A 19,926-nucleotide genomic window follows, 5' to 3' on the forward strand; every position below is an offset into this window, starting at 1 on the left:
GATCGGCCACAGTCCGCGTAGGATTCAGGCTTGCTATCGGGCTATACGGCGAAATCGTGTTCCATCGTCAGCTCCCCTTCGTCGACGACAATGGCGAGCGCCGTCTCATCAGCCGAAGTCAACTTCACAGGAAGTTGGGTCCAACGCGTGCAGCGCCCGAAGCACGCCGTCGATCCTCTCGACCATAAAAGCGTCGTTCGCCGCCGCCCACGCCCGCAAAATCTCGAGCTCCGCGACGATGTCCGGGAGATCGTCGGGGGAAACCGTGGAGAGCGCCCCGTCGTGGAAGTGCGAGACGTATCGCAGGCCGAGATGAGCGCACGCGGGCAGCCAGCGGCGCTTGAAGTAGTCGCTCGTGGCGATGGGCACGACGTCGTAGGCGCCGCTGTGGTGGTGCTTGATGCCCAGCGAGACCGTCATGCTCCTCGTTCGCGCAACGGTACGCAGATCCTCGCCGCCGCGCAACGCCCCCCACCCGGCCCGCCGAACGGGCGGACCTGCCGCGGACGGGCAGAGCCCGACCATCGGCAGCAGCCATGAATCAGGCTCAGCCTATTCCTTCCCCAGCAGCAGATCGATCACCCAGCAGCCGCGGACGTGCGGCCCGTCGCCACGGCAGTGGCCGAGCACGTCGGCATCCTCGCACCCGGCCTCCAGCAGGGCGTCGGCCAGGATCGGCATCGGCCCGAAAACGCGGCTCTCGTACATCTGCCGGGCCAGCCCGACGGCCGTCGAGGTCCGCCAGCGCGGGTCGAATGCCACCGCGCGGAACGGGTTGCCAAAGATGTCGCGGAGCACGTCGGCCTGGGCGTGCTCTTCCGCGGCGCTGCTGGCGGTGAATGAAGCATCCTCAGACGCGGCGCCAGGATTGGCAATGGCAGCAGCTGCCAGAGGCGCGTTGGACGAGGCGTAGTACGCCGCCTTCGGAGCCTGTGGTCGAACCACCTGAAAGCTCAGGGCCAGCGCGTCGTGCGTCGGCTGGAGCGAGATACGTTCGGCCCCATGGGATGCCCGCCACCTCCCCTCCAGAGAGTCGAGCGCCTGCCGGACCAGAGCCTCGGCTGTCTGGAGCTCCTCCAGCGTGGCCAGGCCATCGGCGTGACGGCTCGCTGTTTCCACTGCCGTCTCTGCGAGCTCCTCGGGGAGCAGGGCGCGCACGCGGTAATAACATTCACAGGCGAACAGCCGCATCTTGCGGTCGCTCCCCCTGCACGCCGGAAACGTCTTGATGTCCACGACCCGCAGCTCTTTCGGACCGAGTCCGAGCAGGAAGCGGAGCATGGGGTTGGTCCGAGTACACACCAGCCATTCCGTCTCGGTCATCTGGCAACCTCCGTCCAGCATCTTCCCCGACGCGACGACGAGCATCCCTCGCACTCCGCGGACCAATGAGCTCGTCGCGCGTGATGGAGTATGGCTTCAAGGGCGGCATAGGGGGCAGTCTGGCTCCAGGTGGGCGACGCAGGTCTCGCTGACGGCTGGCCGGCTCTGGGAAGGACTCGCGAGACTATCCGGTGGCTTCCCGCGGCGCTGGATGCCCTGTGGCCGCGAGCGCCGCAGCTGCCGCGAGCTTGTGGATAGCCTGCCAAGGCGGCCCGATCGATCGACCCATCGCGTGCAGAAGATCGCTCACGTCGCCGCGGCCGAGCGCCGTTGCAGCGTCGCGAAGCACGTGCTCGCGGTCGTACCAGTGCACGGACCAGCCGCGCGCCTCGGCTGCGGCCGCGAGGGCCTGGCGATACATGACGGAGTCGGCGACGGTCTGCGCGCGATTGTCGGCGATCCGCTCCTCGGTCGTCGGCGGGAGCTCGGGGCACACGCGGATCGCGATGCGCGCGATCGGCACGGGCACCGCCGCGGCCAGCGCCTCGAGGCCCTCGCGCGCGCCGCGCGCGGCGGACGCTCGCACGCGCTCGACGAGCGCCACGGCGTCGGCGAGCGAGAGCGCTCGCGCTCCCGGCGTGTTGAGGTAGCGGCCCACCGCCCACGACCCTTCGTGGTGATGCGGGTGCGTCGGCAAGCCGTCGGTCAGGTCGATGCGCCGGCGATCGAGGAGCTCGCCGCCGGGCGCGACGGTGACGAGCACCGCCGAGTTGCCGTGCTCGGCGACGCCGACGGTCGCGGTTCGCTGCGTTCGTCCTCTCGCCACGTCGTCCTCCTTCGGGGGCGCGCCCCGGCGGCAACCGCCATTTCAACGAGATAGGAATCGGAATGTGAGGCTGATCCGCGGGCCCGCGGCCTCGACAGCGAGGACGGCATGCTGCCAGCCCTCCTGAACGCTGGCGCGCATGATCAGGAGCGAGCCGGGCGCCAGGGCCATGTCGTGCGTCTCGTCCCGGCGAAGGCTCCGGCGGAAGGTGAGGACGCGACGTGCGCCCAGCGACAGGATCGAGGTCGTCGTTCCAGCGACGACACCGCCGCTGGAGTCCGTGTGAAAGCCCATCTTCGCCATCCCGTCGGCATAGAAGTTGGCGAGGCAGTTGTTGATCGGATGCCCCACCACGCCGGCGAGGCGGGCCGCGACGTCCTGCACGAAGGGCGGCATCTCGCAGTCCGGGTAAGAGATGCCTGAGTAGTTGTACGCCACCCCGCACGAGGCGGTTCGACGTGAATGCATCCGGTCGTCCCACGAGAGATTCCGCCCCGCCATGTCGAACGTGGCCGCTGGATCCGCGACGAATCCCTCCAGGTACTGAACGTCCAGGTCTTCCGGCATGAGTCGCTGCGATCGATAGAGTACAGGACTGGTCCCCGTCCGTCCAACGGCCTTCGGCTCGCGGCGGCGCTGCCCAGAGCCGTCTGGTCGGTCCAGTCGGACGAGCCGAGGACGGCGTCGAAGAAGCTCGTGGCCGCGCGTTCGCGCCCTTTGCGATGGACACGTGCAGGTTTGCGCCGGTCAGGTCCGCCCCCATCAGGGATCGCCGCCGCGTCCTCCGGCTGCATCGGCGCCGGCGAAGGTTGCTCCAGCGAGACCCAGCCCAGCGTGCGGCGGATCACGGCCCCGCTCAGGGTCGCGCCCGCGATCTTGCTGCCCCACACCCGAGCGCCGGAGGGATGGACGCCGGCCATCCCCGCGTACCGCAGATCGGCGCCGGGTAGGTCGGCACCGGCTCCTCGTCGAACGCCGTGGCCTCGATGCCGGAAGACTAGCGCGGCCGCGCGCCGCGTGGGCCAGCATCAGCGCCGACGTCGGAGATGCAAATGCGTTCCAGCAGCCGTCCGAGTCTTGGCAGTCGTCTCGCGCCAGATTGGGTCCTCCCGTCTACGCGAAGATTCATTGGCGCACCTGCCCGAGCTCCTCGCGCGGCTCAAGGACATCGAACTCGAACCACCTCTGCTGCAGTGCCTCACGAAAAGCAGGAATCGACAACCAGAGACGGTCTGGACCGAACTCGCACGGCAATGCTCGAAGTCGGTCAGCAAGCCAGGCGCGCTTCAGGCTCGGGTTCCGCTGGCGCGGCGGCCCGTCTGTCACCAGGTGGAGCAGGAGCTCGATGGTGCGGCCCTGATCGTTGACCTTGTTGATGCGCAAGCGCACGAGATCCGGAGAGAAACCGTGCTCGTGCCCCCAGAAGCAGTCGTCGAGCGACAATGCCGAGCCCATGACGCTGAGACGACCGTCGGTCTTGTCTACGATCACACCACAAGAACCAACATACCCGACCCCAAAGAACCAATACCCGCCACGATCAATGACCGTGCGATCAGACCAAACTGCCCCGAACTGCTCCGCATAGATCTGGACGACTTGGTGTGCTTGTTCCAGTGTCATCATGGGCCCTCTACTGCTGCAGCGCACGCCGCCGAACGCCTCACGGGTCTGCAGCCACGCGTGGCGCGGGCGGCAGCGGCCGGTCGTCGGGAGGAGGCTTCGCTTTGAGCATGCTCTTCGAGACGTCAGGAAGGTGAGCGCTCGCGCGGAAGCGCAGGTCAGCTCATTGGTGATATGGTGACGAGATTTCGTATGCCCTCAGCGACGTCGAGCCATGCGTCGTCCGGATCGGTCCAGCGAGTTATGGGACATCCATTTTTGGGCAGGGGCTGCAGTTTCGCGAAAGGGGCTTCTCTCCATAGGCAGGGCTTGAGAATAACTGACACAACGACAGCGCGCCCATCGTCGTGGCGCTTCAGCGCACGGGTCATCTCCACCTCCCAACAATAGTCGGACGCCAGAAAGTCAGCGCTCACAAGAAGCAGAATAATTTCCGCTTCGTCGAGATGCCTGTCGATCTCGTTGCCCCAATCTGCGCCAGCCGGAATGCGTCGGGCGTGCCAGGGCTCGATGAAGCCTTTGCGCCAAAGCACCTTTATATGGGCCTCAAGGCGCTCATGCGCGCTCGCATCGGCATGCGAGTAGCTGAAGAATAGACGACACTTGGAGCTGCGCGTCGGCGGCTCTTTTCGTCCAGCGTCCAGGGGCGGCGTGTCGCGGTTCGCGGCGCGCGCGGCATGGTCGGACCTGGCCGTGATGGCGTCGGCCGAGGCAGCGAACCCGAGGCGAGCAACTTCTCGGGCCATGGCCGTGAATGCTACACGGATCTCTGCGTTGGCGCGTTCGTCGAATCGACTCTGGCACTCGTCGCAGAGGGCACCTATGGCCATCGATCGGCGCAGGTCATATTTACTGATCTTCTGGTCCAAGAAACAGTCGCGCGTCTCCTCATGGTTCTTCAGGTTCGGCGCCATAAAGCTCAGCGCGTACCGAGTCAGGTAATAAACGAAGTAGCTCCGAACGCTTGGCGCGAACCGGTCCGCGTCGTGCCGCGTGACTACCGCTAACCCTGCAGACGAAGCGGTGGCCCCGAAGAGATTACGGAGCCTCTTGGTTCGAAGCGGCGCGTTGACAAATGCTATGATATGTGGCCTATTCCCCCTCGCCTCTTTCCGATAGGAACGCATCAGGGCAAACACATCAGCAGCTAGGCAATCGTCATCTTTGCACACATGAGGCTTTCCCCAGTTCTTGAGCCTCGGTGGGGGGAGTTCGAAAAGGAACTCGGACTGGACGGCATTCAGCGCTGCGGCGGCGCCCTGTATCTCTGCATCAAGGTCGCATCCAACGCTCAAGAGCTCAATCCGGTAGGTCACGGCTGCTTGTCTCCACTCTCCCTTGCGTAGACATCAAGTGCCTGCTCGCGTCGGTCTCGCGCGTAAACGCAGCATTCCTGGCATCCGCACCAGGAACCACGCCTGCGGCGCGAGCAGCCCGCGTGGCGCCTCCAGATCAGTCGCTTTGTGCCCTTCCCCATGAAAGTCTCACGGATCGGCTCCGCGCCGCAAGGCCCAAATGCTGTCCAGCCCCCTGGGGTAGACCTGTCTAACATCGGCGACACTCGCCGCCTTGCCGGGGGACGGGAAGGGGGAATGTCATAGGCGGCTTCCAGCAGGTGCGTGGCGCAGGAGTGATGCAGGGTGTGGCAGCTCGCGCGCCTCGACAGATCGGCGACGGGGACGTCTTCTCGCACCGCCCGATCGAGCACCGTCTCGTGCAGAAGATGCCGCCGGAGCTGACCTGTCGCGGTAGCGGCTGGGCGCGCGCCGCGCCGCGTGCGCCTCCGCGACGACTTCTGACCTGCCGGCCGTCGCGGACCGCCGCGGCGCGAGGCGCGGCCGGCACCAGGCGCCTGTTTGGCGATCGGCACAAGACAGCCCGCTAGAAGACCGATCACATCGATCGAGCGAGAAGTGAACCGCCAGGGCGCCAGGGACGCCAAGAAAACCACACAAATCTTGGCGTCTTATGGCGCCTTGGCGGTTCGAATTCTGCTCTCTTCTGGCGGTTTCAACCCGCTTGTCGCTCTAGGCGAGCTGGTGCCGAAGCAGGGGGTCAGCTCTGCCGATGTCACGCAGGACACGACCGGCACCCGGGGGCTCTTCGACGCGCTTGACAAGGTCAGGCCACCGCGATACTGGTAACCCACTGGTTACCTATATGGCTCCCGCGAAGGCCGACATCGATGTGTTTTTTGTCATCGCCGATCCAACCCGTCGCGCGATCCTCGATCGTTTGCGCGCGGGTCCTGCCCCGGTGAACGAGATCGCGGCCGACTTCTCTCAGAGCCGCCCCGCGATCTCGAAGCACCTGCGCGTGCTCAAGGCATCGCGGCTGGTGACCGAGGAGAAGGTCGGGCGCGAGCGGCTCTACACGCTGCGACCCGCGCCGCTGCAGAAGGCGATGGCATGGCTCGAGGGCTACCGCGCGTTCTGGGGTCGCAATCTCGAGTCGCTGAAGCGTTACCTGGAGGATACATGACAGCCAAGAGCATCCGAGCCCGTTCGATCGCCGATGTCGCGCAAGGGACGATCCTCGCTCGCATCGAGATCGACGCGCCGCCGGAGCGCGTCTTCCGCGCGCTGACGACCGACGAGCTGACGAAGTGGTGGGGTTCTGCGGAGCTGTATCGCACGACCGCCTTCACGATCGACCTTCGCGCCGGAGGGGCCTGGCGGACCGATGGCGTGGGGGCAGACGGCAAGCCGTTCCATGTCGGCGGCAGGGTTCTCGAACTCGATCCGCCGCGAAGGCTCGTCCAGACATGGGAACCGTCATGGGATGCGGACGCGCCCCCAACGACGGTCTCCTATCTCCTCGACGCCATCGAGACGGGTACGCGCCTCACGGTCCGACACGCTGGATTCGGCGCTCGTGTGGCGTCGTGCGAGAGCCACGCGGCAGGTTGGGAGCGTGTCCTGGGTTGGCTCACGAACCACGTCGCGCCGCAACCGGAGCCGCGCTTCTTTCTCTGTCGGCTGCTCCCGTCGCGCGCGACCTTCATGCAGGACATGACGGCGGATGAGCGCGCGGTCATGCAGGCGCACGGCAAATACTGGCGCGGCAAGCTCGCCGAGGGCCACGTGATCGCCTTCGGACCCGTCGCCGACCCGGCGGGCGGATGGGGCGTCGGCATCGTTGCCGTCCGCGACGAAGCCGAGCTCCGTACATTCCAGAGCGAAGATCCCGCGATCAAGTCCAACATTGGGCTGCGGTACGAGACGCTGCCCATGCTCACGGCCGTGTACTGACGGCTGATGCGATGGCGGGCCCCGGCCGCGCGCTTCGGGCGCGCGCCGTGTCACGGTTCCCGGTAGCTCTCGTGCTCCCACGCGAAGTGACGCCGGAGGTCCTTAGCTGCGCACGAGGACAGTCCTGTCGGGTGGGCCCAGGTCTGGCCTATTCTGGTTGTGGGAGTCCGACCAGCACAGGGGTTCTCCGGTGTCCGACAAGACATACCTCTGGTGCCAGAAGCCTGCTTTCACCCATTCGTGACGTTCGATAGGCCGCAGGATCTCGCGTTCCATCCAGTCGGCAGCAGCGGTCGCGAGCGCCACGGGCGACCCATCTTTGACCACGATCACGCGCGGATTCTCCTCGTCCAGGTCTGTAGCGGCTTGCTTTGTCTCATCCTCTCCAATCACAACTCGTGATTCGTGAAAATCGACCCGGAGCGTTCGGAGGACGTGCCCGTCCGCGGAGACGTCGAGCACCAGCACAACGAACCGTTCAGCCGTGCCGAGGAGATCGTCGCTGGTTACGCCCAAGTTGCGCCACGCCAAGGCCCGGCGCGACATCTCTGTGATGAAGGCGCGCTCCGCATCGGTGCGGCGCTCGTCCAAGGCGAGCCAAAGGTCTTGTTCGCAGATCTCCGTCTGATTCATTTGCCGGGTGCCTCGTGGCGGCGGCCAAACACACGCGCGCGCATCAGCTGACCTCGCTGGCGCCGAGGTCGTCCAGGAAGGCCATGGCACGCGCTACCCGCTCCACGCCGCGTCCTGGATCCAAGGCACCCAACTCCCGGCCGTGCTCGGATACTCTCCAGAGCTCAGGAGCCTTCAGAAAGGGCGCCGCGCGATTCGCGGCCAGGCGAGCGTCGAGCCATGCCAGTGATCCCACAGCCCACTCTTGATCGTACTCGCGATCACCGACCGGCAAGTACGACTGGAGATAGAGCGCCAGCGCATCGGATGCAGGGTGATCCTCGTAGCGCGCGGTCGCGACAGCGAAGCCCTGTCCCGCATAGCAGGTCGCGCTGGCGAGCAGTCTCTCGCCGATCACGCCTCGAAACGCGGCGAGCCGACGGGCCGCGATGATCCATGCCGCCGTCAGCTGCTCGCGCCATGATCCGTTGAGCCAGTAACCAAGCTCGCGATCGGGGAGAGACGTCGCCGCATCCAGGAACTGCTGCGCGAACGCATGCCGCTGCTCCGGCGGCTCGTCGAGGAAATTCGCGTGCAGAAGGCGCAGGCAGAGTGGTGATCCGTACCTTGACCAAGCGTTCATTGGGAAAGTCCGGCTAACGCCTTGGGCTTCTGCCGCCGTTGGGGGCGCGCTGCGCGCGCCCCCAACGGTCGGTCAGCAAGCCCTTGTTGGGCGGCTGCCGACGGGCATCGGAGAGCAACCCAGAGATGGATCGCCCACGACTGTCTCGGTCGGACTGTCGAAGGCGCTCTCATTTGTTGGCCGTCCGCGCGCGCATTCGACTCACCAGCACGGCGTCCGTTCGTGAGAACGCGTTTAGCGCGAGCACCTGATCGCGAAATTTGCCCGCCGAATCCGACGCAAAAGCGCTCTTGAGTACCCACACTGCGAAAGGAAGGAATCCCAGGGCCATCCCCACCGCCGGTGCTCCCGCCGCCGCCGCGGCAACGGACCCCAGCCCTCCGAGAGCCCCGAGGGCTCTGAGTACATCGAATCGGCTCTGATGTTGGTCCTTTGCGTCATATCTCCTGACGCGGTCGAGTAGCTCCGCGGTCGCGGCTCTCCTGAAGTCGGCATCCAGATTCGCGCCTGCAATACCGAACGCCACATCGCGAAGTCGATCAATATCATCTCCAGCAAAGGCACGGGCGAGGTCGATCACGGGGGCGTCATTATCGAGTCCGAGAAGATCCTCCACTACAGGCTCTACCTCGCCCAACTTCGTGTCGACAGGTCCAGCTCGCGTTCCGGTGTAGAGGCTTGCGCACAGCTCGGTTGCCGTCTGCGCACTATACCCTGGCCCCTCAGCGGGAAACACGACCGCGCTGAGTGCCCCACCAAATGCTACCGACAATCCGGCGCTGGTAAGCTCAATTAACAAGTCGCGCCCGTGCGCAGCCACAATATCAGCAGCAAGTCTGCCTGGTCCGAAGTAGAGCGCAGCGTTCGCGCCGCATCGGTTCCACGTCACCTCTGCAAAGCTGGCGCGTTGTCGATCTGCGAGAACTGCATCGAAGAACTTCCGCTCCAAGGGATCAGCAATTTGCTGGGCCTGTTTCCGCAGAGCCGCCAGGAAAGCGGCCCTTTGGGCGACGTCCAGCGTCGAGGTGAGGCCCGTCCGCGCACGATGATCGACGATCGTCGCGGCGGCGAGGGATCGGCTCAGCAAGATCCCATTCGGGGACTGTTCTGCCAGCGCAGCGAGCAACGTCGAATCGTACGTAGAGTATTCGCCATGAAAGACAACTTGAACTCGGCCGAGGCTGACGAGCTCAAGAAACTCCGACTTCGTGATGGCGAGATTGCCGAGCCACTGGTCCTGGAGGTTTTCTGGTGGCGCGAGCAGCACCACACGCCGGAAGATGGGGAGGTACGTGCGAACATTTCTTGGCCACACCGCGTCGACCAAACAACTCGTTCCCAACGCAAATGATTTCGGCAGAATATCCTTGTGCGAGATGGTATCGGAAGTGAAGACCTCGTGGCGACGCTCCAGCCAAAACTGCTCGTCGCGTTCGATGGCCCATCGCGCTTCCTTCGAAAATCCAGCTGGAAGGCCCTTGCTGGAAACTAGCGTGAACGTCGTCGACCGTACTGGAGCCGATAGCTCGCCAACACGGACGCAAAAGTCTGCGCCCGGACGGACCTTCTCGAAGGCGCACAGGAGCACTTGTCGCTCATCCGAACTCAGCGGTCGCATTGCGGTAATTACGAACAGACCGGCTTCGCCATTGGTGAGCCGGATATCGGGGAACTCTGGTGGCAGTGCGAGGGCCAGGTCATGAAATAGGTCTGCCATGGTCCCCGTATCGCCCACGCCTTCGATTACTTCTTCAGTTGTGCGGGGTGAAACCGGAACCGCCCCCTCAGGAGGCGCGGACACTACCCTGATGTCGAGTGTTGCGTGTGCAACTTCAGCGATGGTTTTATGAATCGCGTGCCATTCGTCCGGGGAAAGTCGCGGAACGTCTCGGCTAACAATGAAGAAGGTCAGATCGTGCTCCCATAGCCCATCAATGGCTATGGACGATTCCGCTATTCGGAAGCGGTCGTACGCGGCTCGCGCGTATCCAATCTGGTGATGATGCAATTCTCTTGAGATGGCCATGGATATTCACGCTCCGAGCAAAAATATCACGCTGCAGCGGTGTCGCCAACCACAGGCGCGCATCGTTCAGAAGATCCGTGCCCTGAGTACGAATCGAAAGGTGCCACGAAACGCGAGGCAGACAAACCAGTCCGCCCAACTATCAATCGATTGGCCAACCGAAGCCGTTAGATCAGCTCTGTCTAGCTCGTCGCTTTTTGTGCCTCCCTCACGAGAAATTTCACGTATCGGCAGCTGCGCTGCAAGGCCCAAATGCTGTCCAGCGCCGCAGGGTAGACCTGTCCAACACCGTCGACAGCACCGCGGCGAGGCGCGCGGGGCGCTTCGCTCGGGTGAAATCGACGTGCTGCGCGAGGGGGGAGCGCGACGACGTGGGTGTAGAGGAAGTGGATGGCGGCGGGGGCCTGGCTCTGCGTCGAGGCGCTGGCGTGCTGGCCGGTTACCAGTCGCGTGAGGAACACCTCGACGTGGGCCGGCCCGAGGTCGCGCGAACGGCGACGGCCATCGCACCTGGACGGCACTCCTCTTCCTTCGCTCTCGGCTCGCTCCGATCGCTACCGCCGGCCGCTCCTCCGCGCTACGTTCGCCGCCGTGGACGCCCCCCGACCGTCCGGCGCTCGCCGCGCGCTGATCATCGGCCTCCCCGTCGCCGCGCTCGCCGCGGCGGCCTTCCTCTTCGTGGATCGCGACGAGCGCCCCGCGCCGAACGCGCGCCCGCCGAGCGCCGAGCCCCGCGTGGCTCGCGAGCCGCAGCGCCGCGACGAGGCGCCCGTCGTCCCCCCCGCTCCCCCGCCGGCCGCTGCCACCGTGAGCGCCGCAGCACAGGAGTCGGAGCCGGCGCCGGACACCGACCCCGAGGCCAGCATCATCGACCGCATGCGCGCCGCCTTGACGACCAACCCCGAGGAGGTGCTCCGGCTCGACGACGAGGCGTCGCGCGACTTCGGCGACAGCCCCCGCGCCGCCGAGCGCGGCCTGCTCCGCGTGCGGGCGCTCGTGCGCCTGGACCGGATCGGCCAGGCCCGCAGCCTCGCGGAAGACCTCATCGAGCGCTACCCGGACGATCCCTCGGCGAAGAGTGCGGCCGCGTACATGGGGATCCACCCGAGACCGCGCGGGCCGTCCAGGTAAGCGGCGATACCGCGGGTGCCCTTCGAAGCTCACGTGATCTTCGTCAGGGCCGCTGCGACCACGATCTTGTAGCAAGAGCAGAACGTTGCGCGGTGAGTCACTGAACCGATTAAGAGTTCGGGCTGGTCCGGCGCGCGTTTCTGGTGATAATCGGGCATGCGCAACTGGCTTCTTCTTGTCGGGGTTCTCCAGCTCTCCGTGGCTGGGTTCGGCTGTGGCGACGGATTGGACGGCGGCGGCGAGGGCGGCGCCGGCGGCGAAGCGGGGGACAGCGGCCCCAGCAACTCCTCGGGCGCCGGCGCACCTGCGAGCTCCGGCGCGGGCGCCGGCTCATCCACCGGCTCCGGCGCGGGCGCCGGCTCATCCACGGGCTCCAGCACAGGCGCCGGCGAGCCCTCCGGCGGGCCCGCGGGTACGGGCAGCGGCGATCCCGTGGCCGGCAGCAGCACAAGCAGCGGGGGAGAGCCCAGCGAATGCGCCGGCGCCGACGAGGACGAATGTCCGTTCGAGGCAGGGGTCGAGATCGCCTGCCGCCTTCGCTTCATGTACGGCGTGAACTACGCCTGGCGCGACTTCGGCGCCGATTTCGGCGGTCAGTCCAAGTGGAGCCAGGCGGGCATCTCGGGCAAGAAGAGCCAGGTGCTCGCCGACCTGCAGGACATGCGCGCCCACGGCGTGGACGTGGTCCGCTGGTGGATCTACCCCCGCTTCTACGGGGACCAGATCAACTTCGACGGACAGGGCAACCCGACCGGTCTCGGCGGCACCTCGACGCAGGACATCCTGGCGGCGCTCGAGCTCGCGGACCAGGCGCAGGTCAACGTGATGTTCACGCTGTTCTCCTTCGATGGCTTCCACAAGACATCGTACAATCCGCCGAACGGCCTGTCGGTCGCGAGCATGGGGCCCCTCGTCGCGGACGCCGGCCGGCGCGCCAAGCTCATCGAGAACGTCGTCCGCCCCATCGCTCGGACGGTGGCGTCGAGCCCGCACCGCGACCGGATGCTGGCCTGGGACGTCATCAACGAGCCCGAGTGGGCGATGACCGGGCCGAGCCTCTACGGCGGCGACCCGGCGTTCGAGGGGGACTCCAGCAAGTTCGATCTCGTCACACACCAGCAGATGGAGGCGCTCGCCAAGGAATCGGCCGCCGTGCTGAGGGGAGAGACCGGCGCGCCCGTGAGCGTCGGCAGCGCCGCCATCAAGTGGGGTCAGGCGTGGACACGCTCGGACGTCGACTTTTACCAGGTTCACATGTACGGCTGGGTCAACGATTACTTCCCGTACAACAAGCCCCTCTCCGAGTACGGCCTCACGGACAAGCCGGTCGTCATGGGGGAGTTCCCGATCAACATGGCAGAGATGGACGTGGGCTACGACAAGTTCGTGGGCGACCTCTACAACATGGGGTATGCGGGCGCGCTCTCGTGGTCGATCACCGATCGGAACTTCCCGTGGTCGTCCAGCAAGACCGCCGTGAAGGCGTTCGCCGATCAGCACCCCTGCGAGACGCGCCACTGAGCGCCGGGTGAGCGCCGCTGCACGCGGCGCTCATCTTCCTTGCTTCCCTGCTTCCCTGCTTCCCTGCCCCGGATCCGAACTGGGCCGCTGAGCCGGCCCGGCGAGCTCGTCCTCGATGACACGAGCCACGCCTGCGTGACAGCTTGCCCCAGCGTGTGGCGCATTGCCACGCGGCAGCGCGATCCGGCCGCGAGGCCGTCTGTCGGGGCGTCGGCGCTCCTCTCCCCTCGACAGGGTTTCAACTGGGCACGTCGGTTGCTGAACAGGTGGAAACGGGTGGGCCCGCTGCTCACGGAGGTGACCGCCTTCGTGAGGCTCCAGATCTGTTCACCAGCACCCAGAGGGAGAGCGAGATGGCACGAGATCGCTACGAGGGCCGGGATTTCCGTGACGAGGGGCCGCGCGACGACTGGCGTCCCCGGGACGAGCGGTGGCGCGCGCCGCGGGACGACGATCAGCGCGGATTCCGCGGTCACGAGGCGGAGCGCGACGCGTTCGAGCGAGGGTCGTACAGCCGCGGCAACTACGCGAACCAGAGCGGCGGCAGCCGGCAGGCAGAGCTGGGCCAGCTGCCGCGGCCGTACGATCAGCAAGGGCGGGGAGACGGCAGAGACCCGTGGAGGGCGGGCGGCCAGCACGCACAGGACGACCGCGGCGGCTCCGAGAGGCGCTGGCAGGAGCAGGGTGGCGCCGGCGCGCGCGGCTACCGCCAGCCCGAGGAGCGCCGCGCCTACGGACAGGACAGCTCCTCGTGGGAGCGGCTCGGCGGGCGTGACGATCACTTCAGCGGGCGGGGCGCCGAGGACGAGCGAAGAGGGTTCGGCTCCGTGCAGCGAGGGCGCGACGAGAACCGCGGCTGGCGCGACGAGAACCGCGGCTGGCGCGACGAGAACCGCGGCTGGCGCGACGAGAACCGCGGCTGGCGCGACGAGAACCGCGGCTGGCGCGACGAGAACCGCGGCTACTACGGCCGCGACGCGGGCCGCGGCTCCTCCGGACCGGACGAGGACCAGGGCCGCGGCGCCTACGGGCGCCACGACCACGGCCGCGACGAGGAGAGCCAGAGCCGACACTACCAGGGCAAAGAGCACGGGCGAGACGACGACCAGGGCCGCGGCCATGCGCGAGACGACTATCAGGGCCGCGGCTATGCGCGAGACGACTACCAGGGCCGCGAGCGCTACCAGGGCCGCGACTACGGGCGAGACGATTACCAGGACCGCGAGCGCTACCAGGGCCGTGGCTACACACGAGGCGACCACCAGGGCCGCGAGGATCAGTATCGTAGCCACGGCTACGGGCGCGGCGAGGACCAGGATCGATATCGAGGCGGCGACGAGAGAAACGCCCCTGGCCACCAGGACGGCCGAGGCGACCACGGTCGCGGCTACCAGGGCCGCGGCGAGGAACGCGAGGGCCGCGGCCGCAGCGAGGAACGCAGCGGATACGGCGACATCTACAATCGCCCGGAGCGCCGGCCCGGGTTCGGCCGCTTCATGGGCGACGAGCTCCCGCAGGGGTACTCGACCCGCGTCCACGAGCGCGACGACGTGCGCGCCTCGCAAGGCCAGGGCCACGAGCGCTCCCCCGCCGAGGACAGCGGGCGCTCCAGGTACCAGAGCCAGGACCGGACCTGGAACTGAGATCAACCGATCTCCGCAGCTCGACGCCCGCGCTGCGGTGTCTGCCCCTGCGCGCAGGAGGAGATTCGAGTTGTCCGCGCCACGGACCTAGAGCATCCTCGCGCGCATGAAACGACAAGCTTACTCCAATCTCCCGAGGCTCGCTTCCATCTGCTGCATCGCCTGGTCGGCGCTGGCCGGCTGCGGTGACGACGACTCGAATGCAACAACTGGAACGACGGGCTCGGGCGGCGGCTCACCCACCTCGAGCAGCGCCTCCGGCACGGGCGGCGACGGCGGCACGGGCGGCGGAGGCGGCGACGGCGGCGGAGGCGCGGAGCCCGGCACGACCTCGTCGAGCACGAGCGGCGCGGGCGGCGAAGATCCCTCCGGCGACACCATCCGCTTCATCGGGCGCTTCGATACGACGAACGCCGAGGGCCCCCGCTTCTCCTGGGCCGGCAGCGCGATCGTCACGCGGTTCTCGGGGACGTCGATCGGCGTCCGCTTCAACGACGAGTCGACCGCGGCAGAATCCAACTTCTTCCAGGTGGTGATCGACGGCGAGGCGAAGGGCGTCCTCAAGGTCAACAGCGAGGAGGATCTCTACACGGTCGCAGAAGGGCTGCCCGACGGCGAGCACGACCTCGTGCTCCACCGCCGCACCGAGCCGCTGGTCGGCGTGTCGCAGTTCCTCGAGTTCGTCCCGGAGCAGGGCGAGGCGCTCCTGCCGGTCCCGGCGGCGCCCGCGCGCCGGATCGAGGTGATCGGCGACTCGATCTCCGCCGGCTACGGCGTCGATGGCGCCAACGAGACTTGCCCGTTCACGAGCGCTACGGAGAACAACTACCTCGCCTACAGCGCCCTGACAGGCCGGCTCGTCGGGGCCGACACCACGATCGTCGCCTGGTCCGGCAGAGGCGTGTACCGGAACTACGACGGTGAAGTCGCGCCCACGATGCCCGAGATCTACGGCCGGACGATCGCCGACGAGGAGCAGCCCGCATGGGACTTCTCGTCCTGGGTGCCGCAGGTCGTGGTCATCAACCTGGGCACGAACGACTTCAGCATCAACGTCCCGGGCGACGCCCAGTTCCGCGCGCCGTTCACCGATGCCTACGCGGGCCTCGTCGAGACGGTCAGGACGAACTATCCGGACGCGTTCATCTTCTGCACCATCGGGCCCATGCTGAGCGACTCGTACCCGGAAGGCGCCCAGGCGCTCACCAGGGCGCGCTCCTACATCGGCCAGGTGGTGGAGGACCGGAACGACAGCGGCGACGACAAGGTGCGCGTCCTCGAGTTCCCTGCGCAGGACGGCGCGGCGAACGGGCTCGGCTGCGACTATCACCCGAGCGTCAAGACGAACGCGCTCATGGCCCAGCAGCTCGCGGAGGCCATCCGCGAAGAGCTCGACTGGTGAGGGCGGCGCGGGGCCGGGGCATCGTGCCACCGGCCCATAGCGACCGCTGTGGCACGACGCACCACGCATCCTAGGCCCAGCGCAGCGCCCACCTCGCAGGGAGCGAGCGTCGGTCCCATCCGCTCGCCGTGGCGCGCGCGGATCGGCCATCCAGCGTCATGGTACACGCGGTGCATCTCTCGCCATCAGAACAGCGGAAGGGCGGCGACGCCGAGAGCGCGTGAGAGCGCGTGAGAGCGCGCCGCCGAGCGAGGAGATCATCCATGCAGACCAAGCGAGACAGCTCCCTGCGGGCCATGGGCAGGAACCACAGCCATGATTTCATGGAGGCGGCGCGCAGGAGCGCCGGTCGCGCGGAGAGCCGAGATGCGTTCATCCCAGACCCGGGCGACGGCCCCACGGAGGTGGTCGACGAGCTCGCCGAGCAGATCGCCGAGCAGTACGTCGCCTCGGCGACTTCGGGCAGGGGCGACACCACCGAAGATTACGAAGACAGGGTGGAGCCAGAGGAGATCGGGGGCCCCTTCGTCATCACGACGGAAGCACAGGAGATCGGGTACAGCAGGGACTCCACGAACCCCGATGACGGCGAGGTCGAGCCGTTTCCGCTGGTCCATCGCTCGCCGCTCCGCTGAGCGCGCGTTCCTCCGCGCGCGGGCGATCGACGCTCGCACCGCTCGCCCGGGCAAGACCGCCCGGCCAGCGCGCTGCGCCCGCACGCCAGACGAGCGGAGCTCCGGCCGAGGCGGTCTGGCTGGTTCTGCTTGGCGTCCGCCCTCGGCGCGCCTACGAGAGGCGCTGCTGCACAGAGCACAGAGGAGGATGCGACCATGGCTCAGACCAAGTTCAAGGGAAGCCCCATCCACACCGCCGGCGAGCTGCCGTCCGTCGGCGCGACCGCCCCCGACTTCACGCTGGTGAAGACCGACCTCTCCGAGCGCAAGCTCTCGTCGTACTCCGGCAAGAAGATCCTCAACATCTTCCCGAGCGTCGACACCCCGGTCTGCGCGAGATCCGTGCGCACGTTCCACGAGCGCGCCGAGAAGCTCCCGGGCGTGACGGTGCTCAACATCTCGGCGGACCTGCCGTTCGCGCACACCCGCTTCTGCGCGTCCGAGGGCATCTCGAACGCGGAAGGCCTGTCGACGTTCCGGGGAGATTTCGGCCAGAAGTACGGCGTCACGCTCGTCGACGGGCCGCTCGCCGGCCTGCTCGCGCGCTCGGTCCTCGTGCTCGACGAGCAGAACAAGGTGCTCCACGTCGAGCTCGTCCCGGAGATCGCGCAGGAGCCCGATTACGACGCGGCCCTCGCCAAGGTGCAGTGAGCCGGAGCGCCGGCGCCTGGCCGCCACGCGCGCGAGCGCCTCTTGAGGCCCCGCGCGCGAGCGCCTCGTGATCTCACGCGCTCGCGCGCCTCGTGAACCGGATGCGCAGCCCCTCCGGCTGCATCGCGAACGCCATCCGCTCCCGCACCGGCGCGGTGTGATCCGCGAGGTGCACAGTGAAGCTCCGGAGCACCATGCCGACCGTCACCGCGCACTCCAGGAGCGCCATCGCGCGCCCCGGGCAGACGCGCGGCCCGCCGCCGAACGCGAGCGCCATCCTCGGCTCGTGGGGTAGCGTCGACGGCGCGCCCCCGAGCCAGCGCTCGGGGCGAAACGACTCCGGATCGCCGAAATACTCGGGTTTCCTCCCCGTCGCGCGCGTGAGCGCCACGACGCCGGCGCCGGCGGGCACGGCCACGTCGCCCACCGCGGTGTCGTGGTTCGCCTCGAGGAAGAGCAGCGGCGCGGCGGAGCGCAGGCGCAGCGTCTCCTGCGTGACGGCGGCCGTGTACTCGAGGCGCTTGCACTGCTCCAGCGTCGGGATCAGGCCGCCGCCGAGCACGCGATCGACCTCCTCGCGGGCGCGCGCCTGCACGTCGGGGCGCGAGCCCAGGTAATAGAGGATCCACGCGAGGGTGTTCGCGGTGGTGTCCTCGCCCGCGAGCAGCATCGTGAGCACGTTCGCGTAGACCTCGGCGTCCGAGAGGCGCGCCCTCGGGTCCTCGCCGTCCCGCGCGGCGATCATGAGCTCCAGCAGCGTCCGCGGGCGCTCGGGCCGGTCCGCGCCGCCCTCGATCTCGCGCCGCGCGGCGGTCACGAGCTCGAGGATGAGCCGCTTCACCGCGACCAGGGCGCGGTCGTAGGCGCGGTCGGCGGGCAGGCCCAGGTAGCGCCAGTAGGGCAGCGGCGCGAGCATCCGCCGGTTCAATCCGAGGAACACGCGCTGGAGGTGCTCCTGGAGCGCGTCCGCCCCGCGCTCGAGCGTGTTGAGATCGCGGCCGAAGGCGACCGACGAGGTGACGTCGACCGAGTAGCGCATGAGATCGCCGAGCACGTCGCGGGCGGCGCGCTCGTCGGCCGCCCGCGCCCAGAGCTCGCGCAGCCGGCCCGTGATGTCGCGGATGCTCGGGAAGAAGCCCTCGACGTGCCTTGGATGGAACGTCGGGTGGATGAGCTGCCGCTGCTTCCGCCACGCGTCGCCGTCCGCGGAGAACAGGCCGACCATGTCCGCCTCGCGCGACACGGCCTCGATGGCGCGCACCCGCCGGAACACCGCGGGGCGGCGCTGGAGCACGTCGCGCACGAGCTCGCCGTCCACGACGACGAGGACCGGCTGCCGGCCCATCCGCACGACGAACAGGTCTCCATGGGCGCGCCACCACCGCTCGAACTCGAGGTGCCAGCGGTCGGGGTGGAGCGCGAGCAGATTGCCAAGCACAGGCAAGCCCGGCGGCCCCGGGAGATCCGCGAGCGTCCGCCGGGGGCGCGCGGCCGCGTCGCCGCGGCCGATCGCGTCCTCCATGGCAGGGAGCTTGGCGTTCATGCCCCCTTCATACAGAGGCGGCGCGCCCCGACGCAAACCCGACAGGCGACAGAGGACGCGCCCCATCGCGCTGGACGATGTCGGGGGGGCGGAGCGCCGGCGCTGGCGAGGTGGCGTCGACACGGAGTAAGACGCGGACATGACGGAGCCGCTGGAGCGACAGCTCGCGAACCTGTCCGGCGCGGAGATGGTGGCGGCGCTCGGCCTCGGCGGGGCGCCGGCGTGGGTGCGCCGGGCCGGGCGCGCGGCCTTCGCCGTCCCTTCGTGGCCGCTCGGGCGCGTGCTCGCGCGCTTCGATCGGCGCACCGGCGAGGCGGGGCTCCACGTCGCGGCGCGGGAGGCGCTCGCCGGCTTCGGGGCGCGCTGGACGGCCGACGCGGCGCCGCCGTCGCGCGGGGCGCTGCTCGTCGTGTCCAACCACCCCGGCGCCTACGACGCGCTCGCGCTCATGGCGGCGCTCGGCCGGGAAGACCTCATGATCGTCGCGGCCGACCGGCGGTTCCTGCGGGCGCTGCCCCACGTGAGCCGGCGGCTGCTCTTCGTGCCGATCGACGAGGGCGGCGCGATCGCCCTCGCCGCGCGGTCGGCCGGCGTGCGCCGCGCGCTGCGGCACCTGCGCCGCGGGGGCGCGCTGCTGCACTTCCCCGCGGGGCGCATCGAGGCGGATCCGGCGTTCGCGGGCCAGGGCGACGCGCTGCTCGCGGAGTGGCATCCGAGCGCCGGCGCGCTGCTGCGCGCGGCCGCGGCGGCGGGGGGGCGCGCCGCCGTGGCGATCGTCTCGGGGGTGCACTCGACGCGGGCGAAGCGGCTGGCCATCACGCGGTGGGCCGAGCGCCGCGGGATCACGACGCTGGCGCCGCTCCTGCAGGCGGCGCTGCCGGGCTTCGACGACGTCGAGGTGCGGGTCCGCCTGGGCGAGGCGCGGGACGCGGCGGAGGTAGCGCGCGGGGCCCCCGACGACGCGGCGCTCACGCGGCGGCTGAAGGACGAGGCGGCGGCGCTGCTCGCGGGGGCGTGACGGCCCGGCGCCCCGGCGCGGCGCGATCCTGCCCGCTCC

General features: G+C 68.2%; 20 protein-coding genes. 9 read left to right on the forward strand and 11 right to left on the reverse strand.

The features are described 5' to 3' along the window. Positions 1–108 precede the first annotated feature (108 nt). The 6 genes from WMF46_RS30585 to WMF46_RS30610 form a co-directional block, all read right to left on the reverse strand. Positions 109–420 (reverse strand): hypothetical protein, encoded by a 312-nt coding sequence (locus tag WMF46_RS30585; RefSeq protein WP_437980442.1) that lies wholly within the window; start codon positions 418–420, stop codon positions 109–111. A gap of 132 nt (positions 421–552) precedes the next feature. Beyond that, a complete protein-coding gene (locus tag WMF46_RS30590; protein ID WP_437980443.1) occupies positions 553–1,368 on the reverse strand; it encodes a hypothetical protein in 816 nt (271 codons plus the stop codon). A 139-nt stretch (positions 1,369–1,507) separates the two neighbouring features. Next, a complete protein-coding gene (locus WMF46_RS30595) occupies positions 1,508–2,149 on the reverse strand; it encodes a hypothetical protein (protein WP_437980444.1) in 642 nt (213 codons plus the stop codon). Positions 2,150–2,191: 42 nt separating this feature from the next. After that, positions 2,192–2,716 carry an alpha-ketoglutarate-dependent dioxygenase AlkB gene (locus WMF46_RS30600; RefSeq protein ID WP_437980445.1) on the reverse strand — a complete coding sequence of 175 codons (525 nt, stop codon included), beginning with the start codon at positions 2,714–2,716 and terminating at the stop codon, positions 2,192–2,194. 558 nt (positions 2,717–3,274) lie between these two features. Then, the gene (locus WMF46_RS30605) at positions 3,275–3,775 is read right to left on the reverse strand and encodes a hypothetical protein (protein ID WP_437980446.1); all 501 of its coding nucleotides are present in this window, start codon (positions 3,773–3,775) and stop codon (positions 3,275–3,277) included. A 155-nt stretch (positions 3,776–3,930) separates the two neighbouring features. Continuing rightward, positions 3,931–5,088: a toll/interleukin-1 receptor domain-containing protein gene (locus WMF46_RS30610; protein ID WP_437980447.1), complete on the reverse strand. Its 1,158-nt coding sequence runs from the start codon at positions 5,086–5,088 to the stop codon at positions 3,931–3,933. Between the two features lie 844 nt (positions 5,089–5,932). Here WMF46_RS30610 and WMF46_RS30615 point away from each other — a divergent pair. Together WMF46_RS30615 and WMF46_RS30620 are read left to right on the forward strand one after the other, a co-directional pair. Then, complete coding sequence (locus tag WMF46_RS30615) at positions 5,933–6,253, forward strand: ArsR/SmtB family transcription factor (RefSeq protein ID WP_437275476.1); 321 nt, start codon at positions 5,933–5,935, stop codon at positions 6,251–6,253. Beyond that, complete coding sequence (locus tag WMF46_RS30620) at positions 6,250–7,023, forward strand: SRPBCC domain-containing protein (RefSeq protein ID WP_437980448.1); 774 nt, start codon at positions 6,250–6,252, stop codon at positions 7,021–7,023. The genes WMF46_RS30615 and WMF46_RS30620 overlap by 4 nt, the downstream gene beginning before the upstream one ends. Positions 7,024–7,125: 102 nt before the next feature. Here WMF46_RS30620 and WMF46_RS30625 read toward each other — a convergent pair whose 3' ends face one another. The 4 genes from WMF46_RS30625 to WMF46_RS30640 form a co-directional block, all read right to left on the reverse strand. Further along, the gene (locus WMF46_RS30625; protein ID WP_437980449.1) at positions 7,126–7,656 is read right to left on the reverse strand and encodes a hypothetical protein; all 531 of its coding nucleotides are present in this window, start codon (positions 7,654–7,656) and stop codon (positions 7,126–7,128) included. 43 nt (positions 7,657–7,699) lie between these two features. Further along, a complete protein-coding gene (locus WMF46_RS30630; RefSeq protein ID WP_437980450.1) occupies positions 7,700–8,278 on the reverse strand; it encodes a DUF6000 family protein in 579 nt (192 codons plus the stop codon). Between the two features lie 169 nt (positions 8,279–8,447). Continuing rightward, a complete protein-coding gene (locus WMF46_RS30635) occupies positions 8,448–10,304 on the reverse strand; it encodes a hypothetical protein (protein ID WP_437980451.1) in 1,857 nt (618 codons plus the stop codon). Between the two features lie 182 nt (positions 10,305–10,486). Beyond that, on the reverse strand, positions 10,487–10,825 hold the full coding sequence (locus WMF46_RS30640; RefSeq protein ID WP_437980452.1) for a phage integrase N-terminal SAM-like domain-containing protein: 339 nt from the start codon (positions 10,823–10,825) through the stop codon (positions 10,487–10,489). Positions 10,826–10,895: 70 nt separating this feature from the next. Between WMF46_RS30640 and WMF46_RS30645 the strand changes: the two genes are divergently transcribed. The 6 genes from WMF46_RS30645 (at position 10,896) to tpx (ending at position 17,326) form a co-directional block, all read left to right on the forward strand. Further along, entirely contained in the window at positions 10,896–11,435 is a 540-nt protein-coding gene (locus WMF46_RS30645) for a tetratricopeptide repeat protein (protein ID WP_437980453.1), read from the forward strand. Between the two features lie 156 nt (positions 11,436–11,591). After that, the gene (locus WMF46_RS30650; RefSeq protein ID WP_437980454.1) at positions 11,592–12,956 is read left to right on the forward strand and encodes an endo-1,4-beta-glucanase; all 1,365 of its coding nucleotides are present in this window, start codon (positions 11,592–11,594) and stop codon (positions 12,954–12,956) included. A gap of 353 nt (positions 12,957–13,309) precedes the next feature. After that, complete coding sequence (locus tag WMF46_RS30655) at positions 13,310–14,599, forward strand: hypothetical protein (protein WP_437980455.1); 1,290 nt, start codon at positions 13,310–13,312, stop codon at positions 14,597–14,599. A 106-nt stretch (positions 14,600–14,705) separates the two neighbouring features. Continuing rightward, positions 14,706–16,001, forward strand: a complete 1,296-nt coding sequence (locus tag WMF46_RS30660) for an SGNH/GDSL hydrolase family protein (protein WP_437980456.1) — start codon at positions 14,706–14,708, stop codon at positions 15,999–16,001. Between the two features lie 263 nt (positions 16,002–16,264). Then, positions 16,265–16,636 (forward strand): hypothetical protein, encoded by a 372-nt coding sequence (locus tag WMF46_RS30665; RefSeq protein WP_437980457.1) that lies wholly within the window; start codon positions 16,265–16,267, stop codon positions 16,634–16,636. Positions 16,637–16,831: 195 nt separating this feature from the next. After that, a complete protein-coding gene (gene tpx / locus WMF46_RS30670) occupies positions 16,832–17,326 on the forward strand; it encodes a thiol peroxidase (protein ID WP_437323736.1) in 495 nt (164 codons plus the stop codon). Between the two features lie 73 nt (positions 17,327–17,399). Here tpx and WMF46_RS30675 read toward each other — a convergent pair whose 3' ends face one another. After that, positions 17,400–18,869: a cytochrome P450 gene (locus WMF46_RS30675; protein ID WP_437980458.1), complete on the reverse strand. Its 1,470-nt coding sequence runs from the start codon at positions 18,867–18,869 to the stop codon at positions 17,400–17,402. A gap of 139 nt (positions 18,870–19,008) precedes the next feature. On the opposite strand from WMF46_RS30675, the gene WMF46_RS30680 reads away from it, so the two are divergent. Continuing rightward, on the forward strand, positions 19,009–19,887 hold the full coding sequence (locus tag WMF46_RS30680; RefSeq protein ID WP_437980459.1) for a 1-acyl-sn-glycerol-3-phosphate acyltransferase: 879 nt from the start codon (positions 19,009–19,011) through the stop codon (positions 19,885–19,887). The last annotated feature ends 39 nt before the right edge of the window (positions 19,888–19,926 follow it).

Source organism: Sorangium sp. So ce117, from assembly GCF_051524395.1.
Classification (GTDB): Bacteria; Myxococcota_A; Polyangia; order Polyangiales; family Polyangiaceae; genus Sorangium; species Sorangium cellulosum_B.

Excerpts from the sequence above, each read along its gene's own strand:
- WMF46_RS30585 (WP_437980442.1), bottom strand. The coding sequence starts at position 420 with ATGACGGTCTCGCTGGGCATCAAGCACCACCACAGCGGCGCCTACGAC.
- WMF46_RS30590 (WP_437980443.1), bottom strand. The coding sequence starts at position 1,368 with ATGCTCGTCGTCGCGTCGGGGAAGATGCTGGACGGAGGTTGCCAGATG.
- WMF46_RS30600 (WP_437980445.1), bottom strand. The coding sequence starts at position 2,716 with ATGCCGGAAGACCTGGACGTTCAGTACCTGGAGGGATTCGTCGCGGAT.
- WMF46_RS30605 (WP_437980446.1), bottom strand. The coding sequence starts at position 3,775 with ATGATGACACTGGAACAAGCACACCAAGTCGTCCAGATCTATGCGGAG.
- WMF46_RS30615 (WP_437275476.1), top strand. The coding sequence starts at position 5,933 with ATGGCTCCCGCGAAGGCCGACATCGATGTGTTTTTTGTCATCGCCGAT.
- WMF46_RS30620 (WP_437980448.1), top strand. The coding sequence starts at position 6,250 with ATGACAGCCAAGAGCATCCGAGCCCGTTCGATCGCCGATGTCGCGCAA.
- WMF46_RS30625 (WP_437980449.1), bottom strand. The coding sequence starts at position 7,656 with ATGAATCAGACGGAGATCTGCGAACAAGACCTTTGGCTCGCCTTGGAC.
- WMF46_RS30630 (WP_437980450.1), bottom strand. The coding sequence starts at position 8,278 with ATGAACGCTTGGTCAAGGTACGGATCACCACTCTGCCTGCGCCTTCTG.
- WMF46_RS30635 (WP_437980451.1), bottom strand. The coding sequence starts at position 10,304 with ATGGCCATCTCAAGAGAATTGCATCATCACCAGATTGGATACGCGCGA.
- WMF46_RS30650 (WP_437980454.1), top strand. The coding sequence starts at position 11,592 with ATGCGCAACTGGCTTCTTCTTGTCGGGGTTCTCCAGCTCTCCGTGGCT.
- WMF46_RS30655 (WP_437980455.1), top strand. The coding sequence starts at position 13,310 with ATGGCACGAGATCGCTACGAGGGCCGGGATTTCCGTGACGAGGGGCCG.
- WMF46_RS30660 (WP_437980456.1), top strand. The coding sequence starts at position 14,706 with ATGAAACGACAAGCTTACTCCAATCTCCCGAGGCTCGCTTCCATCTGC.
- WMF46_RS30665 (WP_437980457.1), top strand. The coding sequence starts at position 16,265 with ATGCAGACCAAGCGAGACAGCTCCCTGCGGGCCATGGGCAGGAACCAC.
- tpx (WP_437323736.1), top strand. The coding sequence starts at position 16,832 with ATGGCTCAGACCAAGTTCAAGGGAAGCCCCATCCACACCGCCGGCGAG.
- WMF46_RS30675 (WP_437980458.1), bottom strand. The coding sequence starts at position 18,869 with ATGAACGCCAAGCTCCCTGCCATGGAGGACGCGATCGGCCGCGGCGAC.
- WMF46_RS30680 (WP_437980459.1), top strand. The coding sequence starts at position 19,009 with ATGACGGAGCCGCTGGAGCGACAGCTCGCGAACCTGTCCGGCGCGGAG.